This window comes from Rhodococcus sp. H29-C3, from assembly GCF_030063405.1.
Lineage (GTDB): Bacteria > Actinomycetota > Actinomycetes > Mycobacteriales > Mycobacteriaceae > Rhodococcoides.
The window spans coordinates 511,726-531,109 of the sequence record NZ_JASITC010000001.1 but is presented as its reverse complement, the minus strand read 5'-3'; the positions used below and the strand labels follow the sequence as shown (position 1 = coordinate 531,109).

Genomic DNA, 19,384 nt, shown 5'->3' with positions numbered 1-19,384 from the left:
CTCTCGCCCCTCAGAGGTGGTGCTTGTAGGTGTCGTACTCGGCGTCGGGTTCGCCCGTCGGCCGGAAGTACTCGATGTTCTCGAGCGTGTAACCCCATTCCTCGCGCGGCTTCCACTTGGCCTCGACGCGCATTCCCATCCGGACGTCCGCCGGATCGCATTCGAGAATCAGATGCTGGAACGGAATGTCGGCGCCGTCGAGCAGCACATATGCCGCAATGTACGGAGGCTTGATCTTCTGGCCCTTGAACGGAACATTGACGATGCAGTAGGTCGTCATGATGCCGTGATCTGGTAGTTCGACCTTCTCCGTCGTCGGCCGCCCGTCTGTTGGGCTTGCGCCGCGCGGCGGGACGTAGACCTTGCCCTCGGAATCTGTCCGGCCTCCGAGGAAGCGCCCTTCGGCGAGACCGCGAAGGTAGTAGCTTTCCTCGGCCGAGGCAGTGTGGGTGTACTCGAGGCGGACGGGGGTGGTGATCATCTCGACGGGTTCACCGGTCGCACCTTCAGGTTCCGGTCCGGACTCTTCCGTTAGCTCCGCAGGTTCGAAGCACACGATGTCGTGAATGTCGCCGGTACGGTCCTGCGCCCATCGCGGTTGTACGCGCATTCCAGTGGACATCCGGTCCGCAGACTCGGCGTCGACGGCATGCAGGAGCGAGGTGTCGGCGCCGTCGAGTTGGATCAGTGCGAAGGCGAAAGGGTGGTCGAGTGGATGGTCGTCGTAGGGAGTCTCTACCCAGGACCAAGAGGTTACGGTGCCTGTGGAACCGACGTCGACGAAGTCGGTGATGGGTTCTTTTGTGACGGAGTCGTATTCGGGTGGGGGTACGTATACCCGCCCGTCGCTTCCTCGTCCGCCGATTATTTGCTTGCGGCGCAGGCCCGTCAAAAATGCCCCGATGGTAGGCCCGACAGAGCGGGTGTAGTCGAAGGCGTTGTTCAAGGGCGCGCTGAGTGGTGTACTCACCATAGTCACATTTTTCAGTAGAACAGGTTCTCATTATGGTGGCAAGGCCGCGCTACAGGAAGGCTCGTGAATGAAGCTCGGATTGCAGCTCGGATACTGGGGTGCGCAGCCTCCTGCCGGTACGGGAGAACTGGTCGACGCGGCCGAGGCCGCCGGCTTCGACGCCATCTTCGCCGCCGAATCCTGGGGTTCGGACGCGTTCACTCCGTTGGCTTGGTGGGGCGCACGGACGGAATCGGTGCAGCTCGGCACTTCGGTTGCGCAGTTGTCCGCTCGTACACCGACGAATTGCGCCATGCACGCCTTGACGCTGGACCACTTGAGTGGAGGGCGAGCGATCCTGGGCCTGGGCGTTTCGGGCCCCCAGGTCGTCGAGGGTTGGTATGGGCAACCGTTCGCCAAGCCCCTGGCTCGGACTCGGGAATACGTCGACATCGTGCGGCAGGTTCTCGTCCGCGAAGCGCCGGTGACCAGTGCCGGCCCGCATTATCCGCTGCCGGTCGACGGAACGGGAATGGGCAAGCCGCTCAAGCCGATCACGCATCCGCTGCGCGCGGATCTGCCGATCTGGCTGGGCGCGGAAGGCCCCAAGAATGTTGCCCTTGCCGCCGAGATCGCCGACGGCTGGCTGGCAATCTACTATTCGCCGCGGCTTGCACCGATGTACAACGGGTGGCTCGACGAGGGGTTCGCGCGCCCGGGCGCGCGACGCAGCCGGGCCGATTTCGAGGTTGCTGCCACCTGCCAGGTAGTGCTCACCGACGATCGAGCTGCCACCATCGCGCGGCTCAAACCCACCATCGCGCTGTACGTGGGGGGCATGGGCGCGCCCGAATTGAACTTTCACGCCCAGGTGTACAACCGAATGGGTTACGACCACGAAGTCGCCGAAATCGGCAAGCTCTATCAGTCCGGGCGTAAGGACGAGGCCGCCGCGATGGTGCCCGATGAGATGGTTGCCGAAACGATGATCATCGGAAATGCCGATTACGTCCGCGAAGAGGTGAAGCGGTGGGAGGATGCGGGCGTCACGATGCTTCTGGTGTCCGCGGATACTCCAGATCGAGTACATGAACTCGGGGCCTTGCTCATGGGGTAGAACGCGTTCTAGATTGGGAGCTATGACCGTCGATACCAGTGCGCAGACTTATCTGCGGGTCGCCGTTCTATCAGCTGTTCTGAACTTCGTAGCTAGCTCGATTGAACTGGGGCACAGGGTGATACTGATGGATCGGCGGGATCCGCACTGAAAGGGGCGACAGTATCTAGAGTGGATCGTGCTGCACGTGCTCCATCGGCGTACCGTTTCTGCGCAGCGCGTATATGGTCGTACGCACCATCGAGGGGGATCCGGATATCTGAATCTGCCGATCCGCCCAAGAGCCGAATTGTGTTACGACAGTGCTGATCCGACCGTAGAGTTGACGGTGCATTCCCCATGGCAGTTCACGCGTCGGACCGGAGTGCCACCAAGGGTCCTCGTAATCTTCGGTCACCGGAATCACCGTCAACCATGGATTCGACAGCGAAATCTGCCACAGCGTTTCGATGTCGTACAGATCGCACGGGTATACGCCGCTGACGAACAGGTGAACCCGTGGGTTGGTGCTGCGCAATGCCATGCCCATGATCTGCGCTCGTAGCGGCGCGATCCCGGTTCCACCGGCAATCATCAGCACGTCCTCGGGGCTGTTCCGATCGATGGACATGCCGCCGAGCGGAGGGCTTATCGCCCACCTGTCGCCGACCGACACCTCGGAGACCATCGCGGGACTGACCCATCCTCCCGATACGCGGCGAACGTGAAATTCGATCTCCCCCTGTGGATTACTGGGAATCGCAGGCGAGAGGTATCGCCACAGATTGGGGCGTTGTGGAATCCGAACGCTGACGTACTGGCCGGGGTAGTAGGGAATCGAGGCGTCGACCTTCAGTCGAATGATCGCCAGATCGTCGAGTACCCGGTGGTGCTCAACGACGGTTGCACCCCAATACGGCGGCAACTCGTCGTTGTCTGCTGCTACCGTCATGCTGCAGCTCACTGCATCGAGCGTGTCGGCCCAGGCTGCTTCGACTTCTTCGGTCCACACCTCGTTACCTACGAAACCACGGAAGGCTGCAATGAGTGCGGACTGCCCTGCGCGAAAGTGCGCACCGGTGATTGCGTGCTTTCGGTGATCGCGTCCGAGTTGCTCCAGAAACGGTTCGACCCGGTCCGTCTTGTCGAGATTGTCGAAGATGTAGCCCAGAGCCAGAATGAAATGGCGACGAAGTTGATCCATCGACACCGGAAAGAGCGTCCGGAAGTCCGGATTCTGTGCGAACAGGTGTGCAAAAAAGGAGCGAGCCAACCGATCCGGACCATCCTCGGCGGCCTGCACCGATTTGAAACCGGCCCGGATCAGGGCAATTGCTCGCTCGTTTTGCATGAACCAACCTCCGTCCCAGTAGCCGCCTACCAACCTAGACGAACGGAGGTGACCATCGTCGACCTCTCCTCGATCAGGCGCCGCTCTTCACCGAGGTCCGCAGAACTCCGTCGACGATTTCGACGACATCGTCCATGGCGGATAGGTGAGAGTGGTCGTGCGTGACGACCACTGTAGCGGTCGCGTTGCGGTGCGTCAGGGTGGTGATGAGGTCCAGGATTGCCGCACCGCGTTCTTGGTCGAGCGCGCTGGTGGGCTCGTCGACGAGCAACACCGCGGGGTCGTTCATCATGGCCCTGACGATGTTGACCCGCTGACGTTGACCACCTGACAACTGGTTCGGTCGCTTGTCGGCTTCCTTGCTCAGCCCGACCGAATCGAGCATCGCCAACGCTTTTTCTTTCGCAGCCCGCGGCGAGTCACCGTTGATGTGTGCAATGACCTGTAGCTGCTCGACTGCGGTCAACGAAGCAAGCAGGTTCGGTTGTTGGAAAACCATGCCGACCTTGTTGCGGCGCAGAGTGGTCAAGGCGCCGCGGGAAAGCGATTCGGTCGATACTCCATCGATGACAACCTGCCCATGATCGGGCGTGATCAAGGTTGCGGCGACTGCGAGCAGACTGGACTTTCCGGAGCCGGACGGTCCGATGATCGCTGTCATCGTGCCCTTTTCCACGGTCAAGTCCACGCTGTCCAACGCGGTCAGGCGGCCGGCGCCGTCGGGGTAAGTGAGTGTGATGTCGGTCAGGTTCAAGCTCATCGTGCGCTCCCGAGTGCAGTAAGTGGGTCAACCGAGGTGATGCGGTTGATGGACAACCCGGCGCCCATCGCGCCGAGGATGATGATGACCAGTGCGGGTAGTGCCACTGTGCCGATATCGAGTACGAACGGGACTGTCCCGCCGACCAGTGCTCCGACGCCGGCGGCCAGTGCGGTTCCGATTGCAGTGCCTGCAACCAGAAGTACGACTGCTTGGCCCAGTGCATCTCGCAACAGGTAGCCGGTGGAGGCACCGAGGGCTTTGAGTACCGCGACGTCGCCGGTGCGCTGAATGGTCCACACGGTGAAGAATGCACCGATGACCAGGGCTGAGATTGCGAACATGAAAGCGCGCATCAGCTGGAGCGAACCATTTTCCGAGGTGTAGGAACCGATTGCAGATTTGGCATCGGACGTGGTCACGGTGTCGGTGCCGATCTGCGTGTCGGCTGCTGCCAGGTCGGCAGTGTCGCCGCTGGTGGTCAAGCCGATCACGGTGGCCGACAGAGGGCCGGTCGACGAGCCGCCGGTCAGAGTCTGCCAAGCTGCCAGGTCCATGAAGATCACCGGGGTGTGGCTGTAGGACGCGTCACCATCGACCGCTGCGACGGTTAGACGCTGCCCACCGAGGCTGAAGTCGTCGCCGGTGTTTACGTTCAGTTCATCCGCTGCGGAAGTCGACAGCACAGCAGTTCCGGGAACTATGCGGTCCGATTCCGGCGCCAGTGCCGAGCCTTGCTGTACGCCGAAAGCGGAGATTGCAGCGCTGTCCTCACCGGCCTCGGCCTTGGTAGTGGTGATGCCGAGTGGATCGGCTCGGTCGATCCCGTCGACGCTCGACCACTGTTGCCACATGGATTCTGTGACTGTGGAGTCGGTGAACGACACCGACTTACCCTCGGCAGGTTGGGAAAATGCCAGACGGTCCGCGGACAAACCGGTAATGGCCGATGTGCTTTCTTTACCGAGCCCTGCGGTGAGTCCGGACAACAGGCCGACCAACATGGTGATCAGGATGATGACGGTGCCCATCAGGGCGAACCGACCCTTGGCGAACAGTAGATCTCTCCAGGCGACGAACACGACTTTTGCCTCTCCTTGCGTGCCACCGAATCGGGTCCCGGTGACTGAGCTCAACTCTGGTCGGAACCTGCTTGGATGGCATCGACCGGCAGACTGCATAGGTGAGGCCTTTAGGGGGAGGGCCGGCTACACCTTTCGGACGATGCGTTTGCTCGGCCGACGTCGATAAGGTGGGGTGTCTATGGATCCGTCTTCGCTCACCCCACTCGTTCGCGTACTGCGCGGCTGCCTCCATCTGATGTTCGTCGCATTGGTTGCGCTTTCGATCGTGCGGGCAGTTCTGGACGATGCGCCGGACGTGGTCGCGATAGTCGTCATCGCGGTGCTTCTCGGCGCGGTGTACACGGCAGGTGCGTTGTGGCCGAGGGCGCGGACCTCTCGTTCGGCGGCCGCGCAGTGGTTGGTAGCGGTAGGTGTCCTGTGGATCGCGTTGCTCGTGTTGAGTCCGGAGGCCGTCTACGTCGCGTTTCCGCTCTACTTCCTGCAACTACACCTGCTCTCCCCAAAATGGGGGTTGACCGCAGTTGTGGCGACGACGATCGCGGCGATCGGTGGTTTCTCCTGGCATCAAGGTGCACTCACAGTGGGAGTCGTCATCGGACCGGCGCTCGGAGCGACGGTCGCCGTCGCGGTGGTATTCGGCTACGACGCTCTGTACCGGGAGAGTGAACAGCGGCGCAGACTCATCGAGGAGCTCACTGCGACCCGCGGAGAACTGGCAGCGGCCGAGCATGCGGCAGGGGCCCTCGCAGAGCGCGAGCGTCTCGCCCGTGAAATCCACGACACCTTGGCGCAGGGTCTGTCGAGTATCCAGTTACTGCTGCGTGCGTCGGAACGAATGCTCCCCGAGCGGCCGGACGAAGCGCGAGAACACGTCGTCCATGCGCGGGAGACAGCAGTGAGCAATCTGGAGGAAGCGCGGCGTTTCGTTCGCGCCCTCACCCCACCCGACCTCGAGAACAGTTCGTTGTCTGCAGCTTTGGAACGCGTGTGCGCCAATGCCTTTCATGCAGGTGGACCGGTGGTCGATTGGACGCTGTCCGGCACTCCGGTTCCGCTGCCGATCGCGCACGAGGTCGCATTGCTTCGGATCGCGCAATCTGCCCTCGCCAACGCCGTTCAGCACAGTAATGCCGACCGAGTGGCGGTGACACTGAGCTACATGGACACCGAAGTCGCCCTCGATGTCGTCGACGACGGAACGGGTTTCGATCCTGATGCGCTTCCTCCTCGCACAGATCGAGGATTCGGGCTACCGGGGATGCGCGCGCGGGCTCGCTCGTTGCACGGGACGATGGTGGTGGAGACCGCTCCCGGCGAGGGCACCGCTATCGCCGTCACTCTGCCGTTGGAGGTGCGAGCATGATTCGCCTTCTGCTGGCAGACGATCACCCGGTTGTGCGCGCCGGATTGCGGGCCGTATTGGAGACCGAACCCGACTTTCAGGTGATCGCCGAGGCACGGACCGCCGAGGAAGCGATCGAAGTGTCCGCCGAACTCGACGTCGACGTCGTGCTGATGGACCTGCAGTTCGGACCCGGAATGCACGGTGCCGAAGCTATCGCGGTGATCAGTGCTCGCCCGGACGGGCCGCATGTGTTGGTGCTGACGACCTATGACACCGACGCAGACATCCTTGCCGCGATCGAGGCAGGGGCAGCGGGCTATCTGCTGAAGGATGCGCCCCCCGAGGAGCTCGCGGCTGCAGTTCGCACCGCGGCATCGGGCAAGTCCGCGCTCGCACCCTCGATCGCCTCACGACTGATGGACCGGATGAGGACGCCGGACAACGCGCTGACTCTGCGGGAGATCGAGGTACTGGGGTTGGTGGCAGACGGCCTCTCCAACCTGCAGATCAGTCAGAAATTGTTCTTGAGTCAAGCCACGGTCAAGTCTCACCTCGCGCACATCTACACCAAGTTGAGCGTGGATTCGCGGACCTCGGCGGTTGCCGCCGCGACTTCTCGCGGGCTGATGCGTCGCTGAAAGAGCGCATCAGCGAACTTGAGCGGAACAGACTCAACTTGAGTAGTGTTACATCCAGCGACACACGAAACGCTCAGTCGAGAAAGTAGGTGACCAGTGGACAGCTTCACCCCCACAACGAAAACGCAGGCCGCGCTCAGTGCCGCTCTGCAAGCCGCGTCCGCAGCGGGAAACCCGGATATTCGCCCGTCGCATTTGTTGGTGGCGTTGCTGGACCAAACAGACGGCATCGCCTCGCCCCTGCTGAAGGCCGTCGGTGTCGACCCGATTGCAGTGCGTACCGAAGCACAAAAATTGGTCGACCGCCTGCCCTCCGCTACGGGCTCGACAACCACTCCGCAGCTCGGACGTGAGGCGCTTGCGGCCATCACCGCAGCACAGGCGCTGGCGACCGAACTGGACGACGAGTACGTCTCCACCGAACATCTGATGGTCGGCCTCGCGACCGGTGGTTCCGATGTCGCCAACCTCCTCACCGGCCACGGTGCGGGCGCCAACGAGCTACGTGACGCATTCCAGGCCGTCCGGGGGAGTGCGCGCGTCACCAGCGCAGATCCCGAGAGCACCTACCAGGCCCTCGAAAAGTACAGCACCGATCTGACTGCTCAGGCTCGCGAAGGAAAGCTCGATCCGGTCATCGGCCGCGACACCGAGATCAGGCGCGTCGTCCAGGTCCTCTCGCGCCGTACCAAGAACAATCCCGTCCTCATCGGCGAGCCCGGTGTCGGTAAGACAGCCATCGTGGAAGGACTTGCGCAGCGGATCATCGCCGGCGACGTGCCGGAAAGCCTGAAGGGCAAGACCGTGGTGTCGCTCGACCTCGGCTCGATGGTCGCGGGCGCCAAGTTCCGCGGTGAGTTCGAGGAACGGCTCAAGGCCGTACTCGACGACATCAAGAACTCCGCCGGGCAGATCATCACCTTCATCGACGAGCTGCACACCATCGTCGGCGCAGGCGCGAGCGGTGAGTCCGCAATGGACGCAGGCAACATGATCAAGCCGATGCTCGCCCGCGGTGAACTGCGACTCGTGGGAGCCACGACACTTGAGGAGTACCGCAAGTACATCGAGAAGGATGCCGCCCTCGAACGGCGATTCCAGCAGGTCTACGTCGGCGAACCCTCGGTCGAGGACACCGTCGGAATTTTGCGTGGACTCAAGGAGCGCTACGAAGTGCACCACGGCGTTCGCATCACCGACTCGGCTCTCGTTGCTGCCGCCACACTGAGCGACCGCTACATCACCGCACGGTTCCTACCGGACAAGGCGATCGACCTGGTCGACGAGGCTGCGTCGAGGCTGCGCATGGAAATCGACTCGCGGCCCGTCGAAATCGACGAGGTGGAACGGTCGGTTCGTCGGCTCGAGATCGAAGAGATGGCACTCGAGAAGGAAACCGACGACGCGTCGAAAGCTCGGCTCGAGAAGCTGCGTGCCGAGTTGGCGGACTCCCAGGAGAAGCTCAACCAGTTGAGCACCCGCTGGCAGAACGAGAAGACGGCTATCGACTCCGTGCGTGTTCTCAAAGAAGAGCTCGAGAACCTACGCGGTGAATCCGAACGCGCCGAGCGCGACGGTGACCTCGGCAAGGCCGCGGAACTGCGTTACGGCCGGATCCCGACTCTCGAGAAGGAACTCGCAGCCAAGACCGAGTCGACGCCCGCGCAGGAAGGGCTCATGCTCAAGGAAGAGGTCGGCCCGGACGACGTCGCCGATGTCGTCGCGGTCTGGACCGGAATTCCCGCAGGTCGGATGCTCGAAGGTGAGACGGCGAAGTTGCTGCGCATGGAAGACGAGCTTGGTAAGCGCGTCGTCGGCCAGAAGGATGCCGTCCAAGCGGTGTCCGACGCGGTCCGCCGAGCACGCGCCGGGGTCGCCGATCCGAACCGTCCGACGGGATCGTTCCTGTTCCTCGGTCCGACCGGCGTCGGCAAGACCGAGCTCGCGAAAGCGCTCGCGGACTTCCTGTTCGACGACGAACGCGCAATGGTTCGCATCGACATGAGCGAGTACAGCGAGAAGCACGCAGTAGCGCGATTGGTCGGTGCACCTCCCGGCTACGTCGGGTACGAAGCAGGCGGGCAGCTCACCGAAGCAGTCCGTAGGCGTCCGTACACCGTCGTGCTGTTCGACGAGGTCGAGAAGGCGCACCCGGACGTCTTCGACATCCTGCTCGCCGTGCTCGACGAGGGCAGGTTGACCGACGGCCAGGGCCGCACGGTCGACTTCCGCAACACCATCTTGATCCTCACCTCGAATCTCGGGGCAGGTGGTGACAAGGAACAGGTCATGGATGCGGTCCGGCGGGCGTTCAAGCCCGAGTTCGTCAACCGTCTCGACGACGTCGTCGTGTTCGACGCTTTGTCCGAGGAACAGCTCGAGTCGATCGTCGACATCCAGCTCGGCCAATTGGCCAAGCGTCTTGCTGCTCGACGGCTGACGCTCGAGGTCTCCCCGGCGGCGAAGATGTGGTTGGCGTCGCGCGGCTACGACCCCCTGTACGGGGCTCGTCCGCTGCGCAGGCTGACTCAGCAGGCAATCGGGGATCAGCTTGCCAAGCTGCTGCTGGCGGGCAAGGTCCGCGACGGTGACCCCGTCTCGGTGGACGTTTCTCCCGACGGGGATCAGCTGATCCTGAGCTGACGAATGCTTCGCTGATGGAAGTAGGGTCCACCGGATACTTTCCGGTGGGCCCTACTTCGGACGTACCCTCGTGAACATGACGAATCCGGATGAGCCGCGTGATCGGCCTCGGGGCAGCGATCGGTCCTGGGCAGATGGCACCGCGAACCCGTTGCCCGAGGGATCCGAGAACGATCAGCCCACCGAGGTCTGGCAACCCCAGCAGCACCCGGGTGGCCAGCAGTATCAGCAGTACCCGGACTCCCAGACTTATCCCGCTGGGCAGACTTATCCGACTGGCCAGCCCTACCCCGGTACACAGCCTTACCCAACTGGCCAGCCGTATCCGGACCAGTCCACTCAGCAGTTCGGTTTTCCGCAGTCACCGGGTCATGAGTACGGGCAGCCGTATCCACAGCAGCCGAACCCTACTCAGGCCATGCCCCCGTACGACCCCAACCAGCAGTACGCAGCCAACCAGCAGTACGCCGCGAACCAGCAGTATGCAGCGAACCAGCAGTACGCGGTAAACCCGGAGCAGTATGGTCAGCCTCCCGGTTACACGGGGGAGACACCGGTCGAGGCCTCGGGCGGTGGTTCCGGCGGTGACTCGTCCAACAAGTGGCTCGTTGCACTCCTTGCCCTGGCAGTCCTTGTCGTCGTGATACTCGCTGGGATTCTCTTTCTCACCAATCGGTCCTCGGATTCCGAGGTCACTGCGTCGCCCGGAATCACCAGGACGCTGCCCCAGAGTTCGGCTCCGCTGCCCAGTACACCGCCTCGCGCGCCCGTCGTTCCTTCGGCGCCCGGTGGACTCGTGCCCGGTGGGATTCCGGAGATACTCGGTGGGGCGGGTGCTGCGGTCGGAACCATCACTGCGATCGACGGCGCCACTATCTCGATCAACGGTGTCGACGGCGCTCCGGTAACGGTCACTACGACCCCGCAGACCGAGGTTATCTCCCTGTCGGGATTCGACCTCTCCGATCTGAAGGTCGGATCCTTGGTCGTCGTCAATGGTGCACCTGTCGAAGGCGGATCCATCACGGCCGAGGTCATCATCGAAGTGCCCAAATTCGGTGGCTGAACCCTCCCGGCTCCATCGACGCAGGCACCCCACCCAGCACGCTATAAGGTGATCACCGATGACGGTTATGTGGTTCGGACTAGCAGTGATCGCGCTTGCGGGCGCGGTCGCCCTTCTCTATGTCGATCGGTCGCGCCGCGATCAGCTCGGGCGAGTTCGACAGATGTGGGCGAAGGCCCAGGGCTATACGTACGCCCCGACGGATGATCAACTGATCTCTCATTTTCATCGGGCAGCGCTGGCCAAGCTCGACGATGCGATTGCTCTCGACGTAGTCCGCGGTGTCCGTAGGGGCGAGAAGTTCGTGCTCTTCGACGTCGAGGAGACTTCGACCATCGTGGCGGTCAAGCGTCCCGTCGGGTCCGACGTCGATATCGATCTTCGTCTCAAATCGACTCCGCCTCCGCGTGAGAAGGATATGGAATTGCTCGGGTCGATCGGCCCGCGCGTCGTGTTCGCCACAGATATCGAAATCGCTCGCCGGGTCTGCGATCAGCGTATGGCGGCCTTCACCGAGTCCGTCCCGGCGCACGTGTCGTTACTGTGGAGCGAAAGTGAATGGGCACTGGGGTCGGTGCCGCTGGGCAGCACGGGTAGAGATTGGGATGCCGCTATCGACGCGGTGGCGAGACTGTCGGGACTTCTTCACGTACTGCCACCAGTCCGGAACCGCCCTGCCGCTCCCCGAGCCGACTTGCCGCGTCGCCGCCCCGACTCCGACGCCGACGGGGGCGGGCATGCGCCGAACCCACCCGCACCGGCACCGGCACCCGCACCTCGGCAGGCTCCGCGCCCGCCCTTATCCGCACCCGTGGACCCGCCGCGACGCCCGAGCGGCCCGACTCCGATCAATCGCGACGCGGAACGGCGCCGACGCGAGTCCTGAGGGCAATCGATCGATCGGAACGACATCGGGTTCTTTCAAGACGCCAACAAGTAGCTGCGAGAAGATAGCCTTCACGTCTATGACTGCTGAGTCGATCGAACCTGTGTCCGCACCCGCATCGCGCCCCGTCGCGCTCGTCACCGGTCCCACTTCGGGACTCGGCGGCGAATTTGCACGTCATCTGGCATCGCGTGGATACGACCTCGTGCTCGTCGCTCGCAACGAGTTGAAGCTGCGAGCCCTCGCCGACGATCTGCGCGTCGGATTCGGTGCGAACTCGGAGATCATTGCCGTGGATCTGGCAACCTCGGCCGGGCGCGAGACCGTGATCGCGCGTTTGGAACTGGGAGTCGAGTATTTGGTCAACAACGCGGGCTTCGGTACCTCGGGTGAATTCTGGACCGCGGACCCCGAACTGCTGCAGTCGCAGTTGGACGTCAATGTCACTGCCGTCATGCACTTCACTCGAGCAGCGCTTCCGTCGATGGTTGCCGCGGCCAAGGGCACCGTGATCAACGTCGCGAGTGTGGCCGGCTTGTTGGCTGGACGAGGCTCTACCTACTCGGCGTCGAAGGCATACGTCATCTCGTTCTCCGAAGGATTGTCCGGTGGTCTCGCCGGCACCGGCGTTCGGATTCAGGCCTTGTGCCCTGGTTTCATCAAGACCGAGTTCCATCAGCGGGCGGGTATCGAAATGTCTTCGATCCCGCGCTTCATGTGGTTGAACGTCGACCAGGTCGTGCAGACCTCGATGAAGGATCTGGACAAAGGCAAGGTCATCAGCATTCCCGGAGCGCAGTACAAAGTACTGACGGCCGTCGGCAGCAAGGTGCCGAAAAGTGTGGTCCGGAAGCTGACCAACCTTGTCGGACGAGGACGCGGACGGACCTGATTCGCGCGACGCGGGCGAGCCTGCGGGCGTGTCGGGCCGAACACCGATAAATTCATACCTCGTGACTGTTTTCGTGGTTCTTGCGATCCTCGTACTCGTTCTTCTTGCTTACATAGTGAGCCTCGGACGGCGGGTCCGACGCTATTCCTCGCGCACCGCTGCGAGTCGACATCTCGTGACCGTCGAACTCGATCGCCGCCACGTTCAGCTGGAGCCGTTCATCGCTGCCGTCGAGTCCTCGGGCCTCGATCGGAAAACGGTCCGGGCCCTGGTCGGTGCTCGGTCGTGGTCCAAAGCAGTCCGCGAACGCGAACTGGGTCTCAACGCACAGGCTGCAGCGGAGAATGCGCTGTCCGCCGCCGTGCACTCGGTGCTCGCGGAGTCGGACATGCATCCCAAGCTCAAGACCACTTGGGCCTTTCAAGGTCCGGCCGGGGATCTGGAGACGACCGAGAAACGGATCGCAGGCGCAGTGCGGGTGTACAACGACAACGCATACCGACTCTCGCTGGCGCGTACGACGTTCCCGTCGAAGTTGGTAGCGGAGGCGTTGAAGGTGCCGGATCCAGAGCCGTTCGTCGAGCATGCCGCGTCGGCCGGCGAATAATCTGACAACATGCCCGCGCAGCTTGCCTGATCCTCTGTCGGTCGACCGACAGAGGAGTCGGTAGATTCTCCGGAGACGACCGAAGGGATTTCTTCATGGCCATCAGCGCCGACAATGCCGAGCGGGCCGAATTGGCCGGCCTCGTACGCGAACTTGCCATCGTTCACGGCAAGGTGACGTTGTCTTCGGGGAAAGAGGCCGACTACTACGTCGACCTACGCCGTGCGACGCTCCATCACCGAGCGAGCGCGCTGATCGGTTCGTTGATGCGTGAACTCGTCGCGGACTGGGATTTCGACTCGGTCGGCGGATTGACGATGGGCGCCGATCCCGTTGCGTTCGCGGTCATGCATGCGCCGGGTCGCCCGATCGATGCGTTCGTCGTGCGGAAGGCAGCGAAGGCGCACGGAATGCAGCGCCAGATCGAGGGACCCGACATTGTCGGCAAGCGCGTGTTGGTTGTCGAAGACACCACAACAACCGGCAATTCGCCGCTGACCGCCGTCGCTGCGCTGCGGGAGGCGGGTGCGACGGTCGTCGGAGTTGCCACCGTCGTGGACAGGGCAACTGGCGCCCACGACGTCATTGCCGCCGAGGGGCTCGAATATCGCTCGCTCCTCGGACTGGGCGATCTAGGTTTGTAGGAGCCCAACTACAACAACTGAGCGACCACGATGAAGTTGTCGTTCGTCGGTTCGCCGCCGCGAACGTCGCAGTTGGCGAGGATCAACCTTCCCGGCACCGAGCGGCGAAGGTCGTTGTCGCCCAGTAGCGAACCCTTCGGCAGTGGGCCGACGCTTTCCACTGCGTACTCGAGAATTCCGTTGGGGGTATCGAGTACGACTCGGTCGCCCGGCTGTGCGACGCCGAGCGCCTTGAACGGTGCGTCCTTCTTCGAATAGTTGTGGCCCACAACCACTACGGTCTGTTGAGCATCAGTCCCCGGTAGCCCGCTCTCGGCCCACCATGCAGGTCGCTCGTCGACAGGATTCAGTACCTGTCCACTGTCTCCTCCGCGGAAGAGTCCGTCCGGATTGACCGGGCTGCTCATGTAGGTGACGCCGTCGGACGATCGCAGTTCGATGGCGTCGGGCTGGGCCGGATCGACGACCGCGGCAGTCGGTGAAGGCGCAGAAATCTGCGCCTCCACCGACTCCCTGCTGGGACCGCTCACGTCGGAACCGTCACTCGCGCAACCGGATACAGCGATGAGTAGTGCCGCAGTGGTGACCCAGATGGATCTACGAAGCATCGGCACCGTTGCGGCGACGCAGGTATAGTCCGCCACCGACTGCGGCCACGGCGACGACTCCGACACCGGCAAGGATCGCCGGCAGAGTACTGGAGTCGGAAGAACCGCTCGATGCCGAATCGGCTGAATCGCCCAGCGCCAGATCGACGGCAGGCAATTCACCGGCAACCATCATGACGCCCTGGTCGTTCGTGGTGAAGTAGTCGGCGACGGTGAAGGAACCGTCTTCGTTGAAGACACCGATCAGTTCGACGCCGGTCTCGTCGACGACGACGGTGGTCTCGTCGACCTTGGTGCTGTCGACGTCGTCGTGTGCGGTTCCACCGAGGTTGATGGTCAAACTGAGCTTCGGGCCACTGGCGGCGAGCTCGGCGGCCTTATTCTTCAGGTCTGCTTCGGCCTTGGCTGCGGTCTCGGCTGCGGTCTTGGCCGTTGCAGCCTCGGCCTTCGCTGCGGTCACTGCCTCGGCCTTGGTCTTTGCGTCTGCTTCCGCGGTGGCCGCGGTGGCTGCGAGCGCGTCGGCCTTCTCCGTCGCGGCGGTGGCGTCGGCTTCGGCTTTGGTGAGTGCTGCGGCTGCTGCGGTCGCCTTCGCTTCCAGATCGGCGACGTTGTCACCTGCAGTCGCGGCAGCTTCGGCTGCAGCGGCGGCCTCGGCCTCCGCTGTCTTCAGATCTGCAGCAGCCTTGGTTGCGGCAGTCCGTGCTTCCTCGGCGGCCTTGGTCGCGGCTGCGGCCTCCTCAGTGCTCGCCGCAGCATCTGCTTCGAGCTCGGTTGCTCTGGCGTCTGCAGCCGCGGACGCTTCCGCAGTCGCTCTGGCCTCGACGGCCAGTGAGGCCGAGCGGGCCGCGGTAGCCACTGCCGCGCGGACGGCTGCGGTCACCTTCGCGAGGTTGAACTTCTTGAACGCTTCTTCGACGGCGGCCACGGACTCGCGCAATTCCGTCGTCGACTTGTCGAAGTCGGCTTGTGCAGTCAACGCGATTTCTGCTTTCGCGTCGGCCTCTGCCCGTGCTTCGGCGGCGGCTGCGACGGCTTCGGGGTCACCCGCTGCTGCGGCTGTGGCCTCGAGTTCGATTGCCTTTTTCTCGGCGGACTCGGCTTCTGACTTCGCTGTTTCGGCGGCGGTCTTCGTTTCGGCGACCTTGGCATCCAACACTGCCTTGTCGTCCTTGGCTACGGTGGCCGCGGCGGAGGCCGCGATGCTGGCAACCTTGGCCGCTTCTGCTGCCTTCGTGGCGTCGGTCGCGGTCAGCGCGGCGCCTGCGGCATCGAGCTCGGCTTTGGCTGCCGCGGTGTCGGAGGCTGCTGCTGCGACGACTGCTGCGTCGTAGCGAGTCTGGGCGGCGACCGAGGCTTCTGCGGCGGCCTTGCTGGCGATCTCTGCGTCGGCGAGCGCCTTCTTCTCCGCTTCGGATAGCTGCGGGACGACGGCGACGTCGATTGTCGCGGTGCCGTCGTCGTTGATGACTACGCCGGCCGTGACCTGAGGCAGTGGGCGCTCGGCGGACGGTGCCTCGAGGGGGGCGATCGGTCCGACCTCGGCGGCGTCACCCTCGTTGGCCGCAGGAACGGCGGCGTTGGGCACCACGCTCTCGGATGCGCTCTCGCCGGTATCAGGGGCCGTTTCGTCGGTCGGTGTCGTCTCTTCGCTGACGCTGGGAGGCGTAGTGGGATCTTCTGCGTAGGCGATGCCGGGTGCGGCGACCGTCAACGACATTGCGACTACCGCGCCGGCCGCGGCAATGCGGGCACGCCGAGACCTAGAGATCGATTTGTGCGACATATATGTGGAGCCCTTCAGTCGGTAGCGGTCTGAGCCGCCGTATTTCCGCCCCGACACGGAATTCAAGTCAGTGAGACATGCATACGAGCGTTCCAAGACCGTAACGGACCTGACGGTCTTCAAAGCTTTACTTCGGGTTTGGTTATAGAAGTGTTACGTGTGGGACGCCTGTGACTGAAGTGGTTTGGGTGGCTGAGCTGCGTCGATAGGCGACTGTGATTTTCCGTACCTCGTACAGGCAGCGGGGGAGTAGTCGACGCGCAACTACCGCTCGATCAGGTCGGGCTGTTCTCGTCCAGAAGTACCTCGATCTCGCGGTCCCACTCGTCGTACCTTTGGGCGTCGAGACGAAATCGGACAGCGAAATAGGTGCCGACGAGAACAGATGCGGCGGCGAAGAGGCTGCCGAATCCGGTGAACAGTGCCGTGACGACGGCATCGGCCATGGTTGCCGGAGGTGCGGTCGGGTCGCCGTCGCGGTTGATCCATATCGGGAGCTGGGTGCCGGAGGGACTGCCTGTCGGCTGGGAGACCTGTCCGTGATGGTCGAGCCCGTCATAGCTCCACGTCGCCTCGACGGTGGTGCTCGTAACCGATCCGACTTCGCCCTGCAGGACGGGTGCGGTATCGGCGACGGCGGTGGTGGTGGCAGTGACCTGGTGGACACTGCTCTCCTGTGCGGCGACCCGACTCTGCACGGTGGCGAGGGTGGACATTCCGATCCACGCAGCTACCGGCAACATCAGGATCATCAGGGTGAAGACGGTGGTCTTGATGGTGGACTGAATGCGGTCCGAGCGGCGAACCAATGGGTTTCGCTCGGCAAAATGATGCGATCGGGCCGTTCCGGCGTGCTGTGCATGCTTTCGACGCATCGTAGTCCCCACGTGTTCTCTCGCGTGTCCAACCATCACCATGGCAACCTTGGGGCTTGCGATCAAGCATTCGGGGTCAGCATCACATATTTGCTCTGCTCAGCCAGCGATGGAGGAAACAAGTCCGATGAAACGAACGACGTTCTCACGTGCTGCATTTGGTTCGGCTGCGATCGCGACGGTGGTCGGTGCGGTCACCGGGAACGAGATGATGCACCGGGTAGCCAAGCCGCTCATCGTCCCTGCGCTTGCGCTCGGGATGCGGCGCTTCTCGCCGGTCCTCGGGGTGGCGCTCTCAGCCGCAACCGTCGGCGACGTTCTGTTGATGGACCCGGATGACGATTCCAAGATTTTGCGCGGAGCCGGAGCCTTCGCTGTCATGCAGGGCTGCTATTGCGTCCTTCTCGCTTCGGCTGGTAGTCGACCGACGCTGGCCGCCGCCGTACCGCGCTTCGCCGGTTGGGCGGTGGCGTCGTCACAGTTGGCAAAAAAGTCACCGAAGGTGGCCCCGGGATTGGCCGGGTACGGCGTAGCTCTGGCGGCGATGTCGACGTTGGCTGCAGATCCAGCGTCCGCACCAGGAGCGGACGTGTACGCGGGTGTCGTGGTGCCGAATTCCGATCCGCGTTCCTGGCAGGCGCTGGGCGGAATCCTGTTCACCGTCTCCGACGCGTTGATCGTGTACCGGCGGCTCTATCTTTCGAGCGAGATGTCTCGGCGGGTCGTCGAAGGTGCGATTCTGGCGACGTATTCCGCCGCTCAGCTACTTCTCGTCGAAGGATTCAGCAGGCAGAAGTAGGACACGGTGGTGATCCGACGGGTCGACCAGGATCGGCAAGGTTCGACCGGTTTCGAATCGCGTCGTCTCCGAAGGGGGTATCGAGTAGACGATCCTGCCGACGTAGGAATCCGAACCGGGCACTGTGAACGCCAAGTCGAGTTCCATCTTCCTCTCGTCGATCCTTCGGCTCGCCTCGACCGTCGCCCAGCCCTCGACCCCGTTCTTGGCCAGTCGTCGCTGTTCGGCAGTGGGGCGGTTGGCGACCATCATGGCCAATGCGAGCGCCGTACCGAATCCGGCAACCAGGCCGACAATTTGGTAGGGCAGAGTACCGGGCGGTGTATGCGTTCGCAGTAAGCCGGCCCAGATGATCAGCACGATGAGGTAGCCGACAGCGACGAAGGCAACCGAGCGCAGAACTTTTTCGTGATTCACCGAAATCTCCTCGAAGACTCATTCAGCGTAGTCCCGAAAACGGTCGAAGTGTTTACCGATAATTCTAGTAACCCATATCCTGTCGGTGTGCCTACTCGAACTGTGTTCATCACCGGCGCGGCAGCCGGAATCGGACGGTCCACCGCATTGAAATTCGCTCGCTCGGGATACCTCGTCGGGGCCTATGACATCGACGAGACCGGATTGGCGTCGCTGAGCAAGGAGATAGCCGCGGCCGGTGGCCGGGTCATCACGGGAGTTCTCGACGTCACCGACCCGGTTCAGTGGGCAGATCGCCTGACTGAGTTCGAAAGGGAGTCCGGCGGGCGACTCGACGTCCTGATCAACAACGCGGGCATCCTCGTCGCAGGCAAATTCGAAGAGATACCGCTCGCTGTGCACAAGCGTCAAATCGACATCAACTTCAACGGCGTCGTCTACGGCACTCTCGCCGCATTCTCGTATCTGAAGGCCACCCCCGGCGCCCAGGTCATCAACCTTTGTTCCGCATCTGCGATCTACGGCCAGCCTGAACTTGTCACCTACGGCGCGACGAAATTCGCAGTCCGCGGTATCACCGAGGCCCTCGACCTCGAATGGGCCGAGTACGACATCTCGGTGAAGGCGATGTGGCCGCTGTTCGTGCAGACCGCGATGACCCAGGGTGTGTCCACGGGCACCACCAACTCGCTCGGAATCAAGCTCACGGCCGACGATGTCGCCGAAGCGATCTTCGACGCCACCCGGCCTTCGAAGCGCCTGCTGCACAAGGTCCATTTCCCAGTGGGTCTGCAGTCCAAGGTGATGACCCTCGGGTCGAGATTCTCCCCAGCATGGCTGACGCGTGAGATCAACCGGCGCTTGAGCCACACCTGACCCACCCCCACAGTGCTTGTCGCGGTGCGCCGGTAGGGTCGCACTGCGAACAGGTCAGCGA

19 protein-coding genes are annotated in these 19,384 nt (G+C 63.0%); 11 read left to right on the top strand and 8 right to left on the bottom strand.

Annotated elements, in window-relative coordinates:
- Window positions 1-10: 10 nt before the first annotated feature.
- Window positions 11-973 (bottom strand): Zn-ribbon domain-containing OB-fold protein, encoded by a 963-nt coding sequence (locus QMK32_RS02650; protein ID WP_283472807.1) that lies wholly within the window; start codon window positions 971-973, stop codon window positions 11-13.
- A gap of 67 nt (window positions 974-1,040) precedes the next feature.
- Between QMK32_RS02650 and QMK32_RS02645 the strand changes: the two genes are divergently transcribed.
- Complete coding sequence (locus QMK32_RS02645) at window positions 1,041-2,069, top strand: LLM class F420-dependent oxidoreductase (protein ID WP_283472805.1); 1,029 nt, start codon at window positions 1,041-1,043, stop codon at window positions 2,067-2,069.
- A 166-nt stretch (window positions 2,070-2,235) separates the two neighbouring features.
- Here the strand turns inward: QMK32_RS02645 and QMK32_RS02640 are convergent, their stop codons facing one another.
- The 3 genes from QMK32_RS02640 to QMK32_RS02630 all read right to left on the bottom strand — a co-directional run bounded on the left by QMK32_RS02640 (window position 2,236) and on the right by QMK32_RS02630 (window position 5,241).
- Window positions 2,236-3,399, bottom strand: a complete 1,164-nt coding sequence (locus QMK32_RS02640) for an FAD-binding oxidoreductase (protein WP_283472804.1) — start codon at window positions 3,397-3,399, stop codon at window positions 2,236-2,238.
- Window positions 3,400-3,472: 73 nt separating this feature from the next.
- Window positions 3,473-4,159 carry an ABC transporter ATP-binding protein gene (locus QMK32_RS02635; RefSeq protein WP_283472803.1) on the bottom strand — a complete coding sequence of 229 codons (687 nt, stop codon included), beginning with the start codon at window positions 4,157-4,159 and terminating at the stop codon, window positions 3,473-3,475.
- Window positions 4,156-5,241, bottom strand: coding sequence for an ABC transporter permease (locus QMK32_RS02630; protein ID WP_283472801.1), 1,086 nt, complete (start codon window positions 5,239-5,241; stop codon window positions 4,156-4,158). Before QMK32_RS02630 ends, QMK32_RS02635 begins: the two co-directional genes overlap by 4 nt.
- A gap of 181 nt (window positions 5,242-5,422) precedes the next feature.
- On the opposite strand from QMK32_RS02630, the gene QMK32_RS02625 reads away from it, so the two are divergent.
- The 8 genes from QMK32_RS02625 to pyrE all read left to right on the top strand — a co-directional run bounded on the left by QMK32_RS02625 (window position 5,423) and on the right by pyrE (window position 13,965).
- Window positions 5,423-6,607, top strand: coding sequence for a sensor histidine kinase (locus tag QMK32_RS02625; RefSeq protein ID WP_283472800.1), 1,185 nt, complete (start codon window positions 5,423-5,425; stop codon window positions 6,605-6,607).
- Window positions 6,604-7,227, top strand: coding sequence for a response regulator (locus tag QMK32_RS02620; protein ID WP_269302702.1), 624 nt, complete (start codon window positions 6,604-6,606; stop codon window positions 7,225-7,227). Before QMK32_RS02625 ends, QMK32_RS02620 begins: the two co-directional genes overlap by 4 nt.
- A gap of 96 nt (window positions 7,228-7,323) precedes the next feature.
- The gene (gene clpB / locus QMK32_RS02615; protein WP_283472799.1) at window positions 7,324-9,870 is read left to right on the top strand and encodes an ATP-dependent chaperone ClpB; all 2,547 of its coding nucleotides are present in this window, start codon (window positions 7,324-7,326) and stop codon (window positions 9,868-9,870) included.
- Between the two features lie 76 nt (window positions 9,871-9,946).
- A complete protein-coding gene (locus QMK32_RS02610; protein ID WP_283472797.1) occupies window positions 9,947-10,936 on the top strand; it encodes a DUF5666 domain-containing protein in 990 nt (329 codons plus the stop codon).
- A gap of 67 nt (window positions 10,937-11,003) precedes the next feature.
- Window positions 11,004-11,822 carry a TtfA family protein gene (locus QMK32_RS02605; protein WP_283473164.1) on the top strand — a complete coding sequence of 273 codons (819 nt, stop codon included), beginning with the start codon at window positions 11,004-11,006 and terminating at the stop codon, window positions 11,820-11,822.
- 79 nt (window positions 11,823-11,901) lie between these two features.
- Window positions 11,902-12,714 carry an SDR family NAD(P)-dependent oxidoreductase gene (locus QMK32_RS02600; protein ID WP_502943509.1) on the top strand — a complete coding sequence of 271 codons (813 nt, stop codon included), beginning with the start codon at window positions 11,902-11,904 and terminating at the stop codon, window positions 12,712-12,714.
- Between the two features lie 61 nt (window positions 12,715-12,775).
- A complete protein-coding gene (locus QMK32_RS02595) occupies window positions 12,776-13,321 on the top strand; it encodes a LemA family protein (RefSeq protein WP_283472795.1) in 546 nt (181 codons plus the stop codon).
- 95 nt (window positions 13,322-13,416) lie between these two features.
- Window positions 13,417-13,965 (top strand): orotate phosphoribosyltransferase, encoded by a 549-nt coding sequence (pyrE, locus tag QMK32_RS02590; protein ID WP_283472794.1) that lies wholly within the window; start codon window positions 13,417-13,419, stop codon window positions 13,963-13,965.
- Between the two features lie 8 nt (window positions 13,966-13,973).
- Here the strand turns inward: pyrE and QMK32_RS02585 are convergent, their stop codons facing one another.
- From QMK32_RS02585 to QMK32_RS02575, 3 genes are all read right to left on the bottom strand, one after another.
- Complete coding sequence (locus QMK32_RS02585; protein ID WP_283472792.1) at window positions 13,974-14,573, bottom strand: class F sortase; 600 nt, start codon at window positions 14,571-14,573, stop codon at window positions 13,974-13,976.
- On the bottom strand, window positions 14,563-16,356 hold the full coding sequence (locus QMK32_RS02580) for a hypothetical protein (protein ID WP_283472790.1): 1,794 nt from the start codon (window positions 16,354-16,356) through the stop codon (window positions 14,563-14,565). Before QMK32_RS02580 ends, QMK32_RS02585 begins: the two co-directional genes overlap by 11 nt.
- Window positions 16,357-16,631: 275 nt before the next feature.
- Window positions 16,632-17,231, bottom strand: coding sequence for an Rv1733c family protein (locus QMK32_RS02575; protein ID WP_283472789.1), 600 nt, complete (start codon window positions 17,229-17,231; stop codon window positions 16,632-16,634).
- Between the two features lie 127 nt (window positions 17,232-17,358).
- On the opposite strand from QMK32_RS02575, the gene QMK32_RS02570 reads away from it, so the two are divergent.
- Complete coding sequence (locus QMK32_RS02570; protein WP_283472788.1) at window positions 17,359-18,030, top strand: lysoplasmalogenase; 672 nt, start codon at window positions 17,359-17,361, stop codon at window positions 18,028-18,030.
- Here QMK32_RS02570 and QMK32_RS02565 read toward each other — a convergent pair.
- Entirely contained in the window at window positions 17,995-18,447 is a 453-nt protein-coding gene (locus QMK32_RS02565) for a hypothetical protein (RefSeq protein ID WP_283472786.1), read from the bottom strand. The two genes, QMK32_RS02570 and QMK32_RS02565, sit on opposite strands and share 36 nt — an antisense overlap.
- Before the next feature lie 87 nt (window positions 18,448-18,534).
- Here QMK32_RS02565 and QMK32_RS02560 point away from each other — a divergent pair, with 87 nt between their 5' ends.
- Window positions 18,535-19,323, top strand: a complete 789-nt coding sequence (locus tag QMK32_RS02560) for an SDR family oxidoreductase (RefSeq protein WP_502943508.1) — start codon at window positions 18,535-18,537, stop codon at window positions 19,321-19,323.
- The last annotated feature ends 61 nt before the right edge of the window (window positions 19,324-19,384 follow it).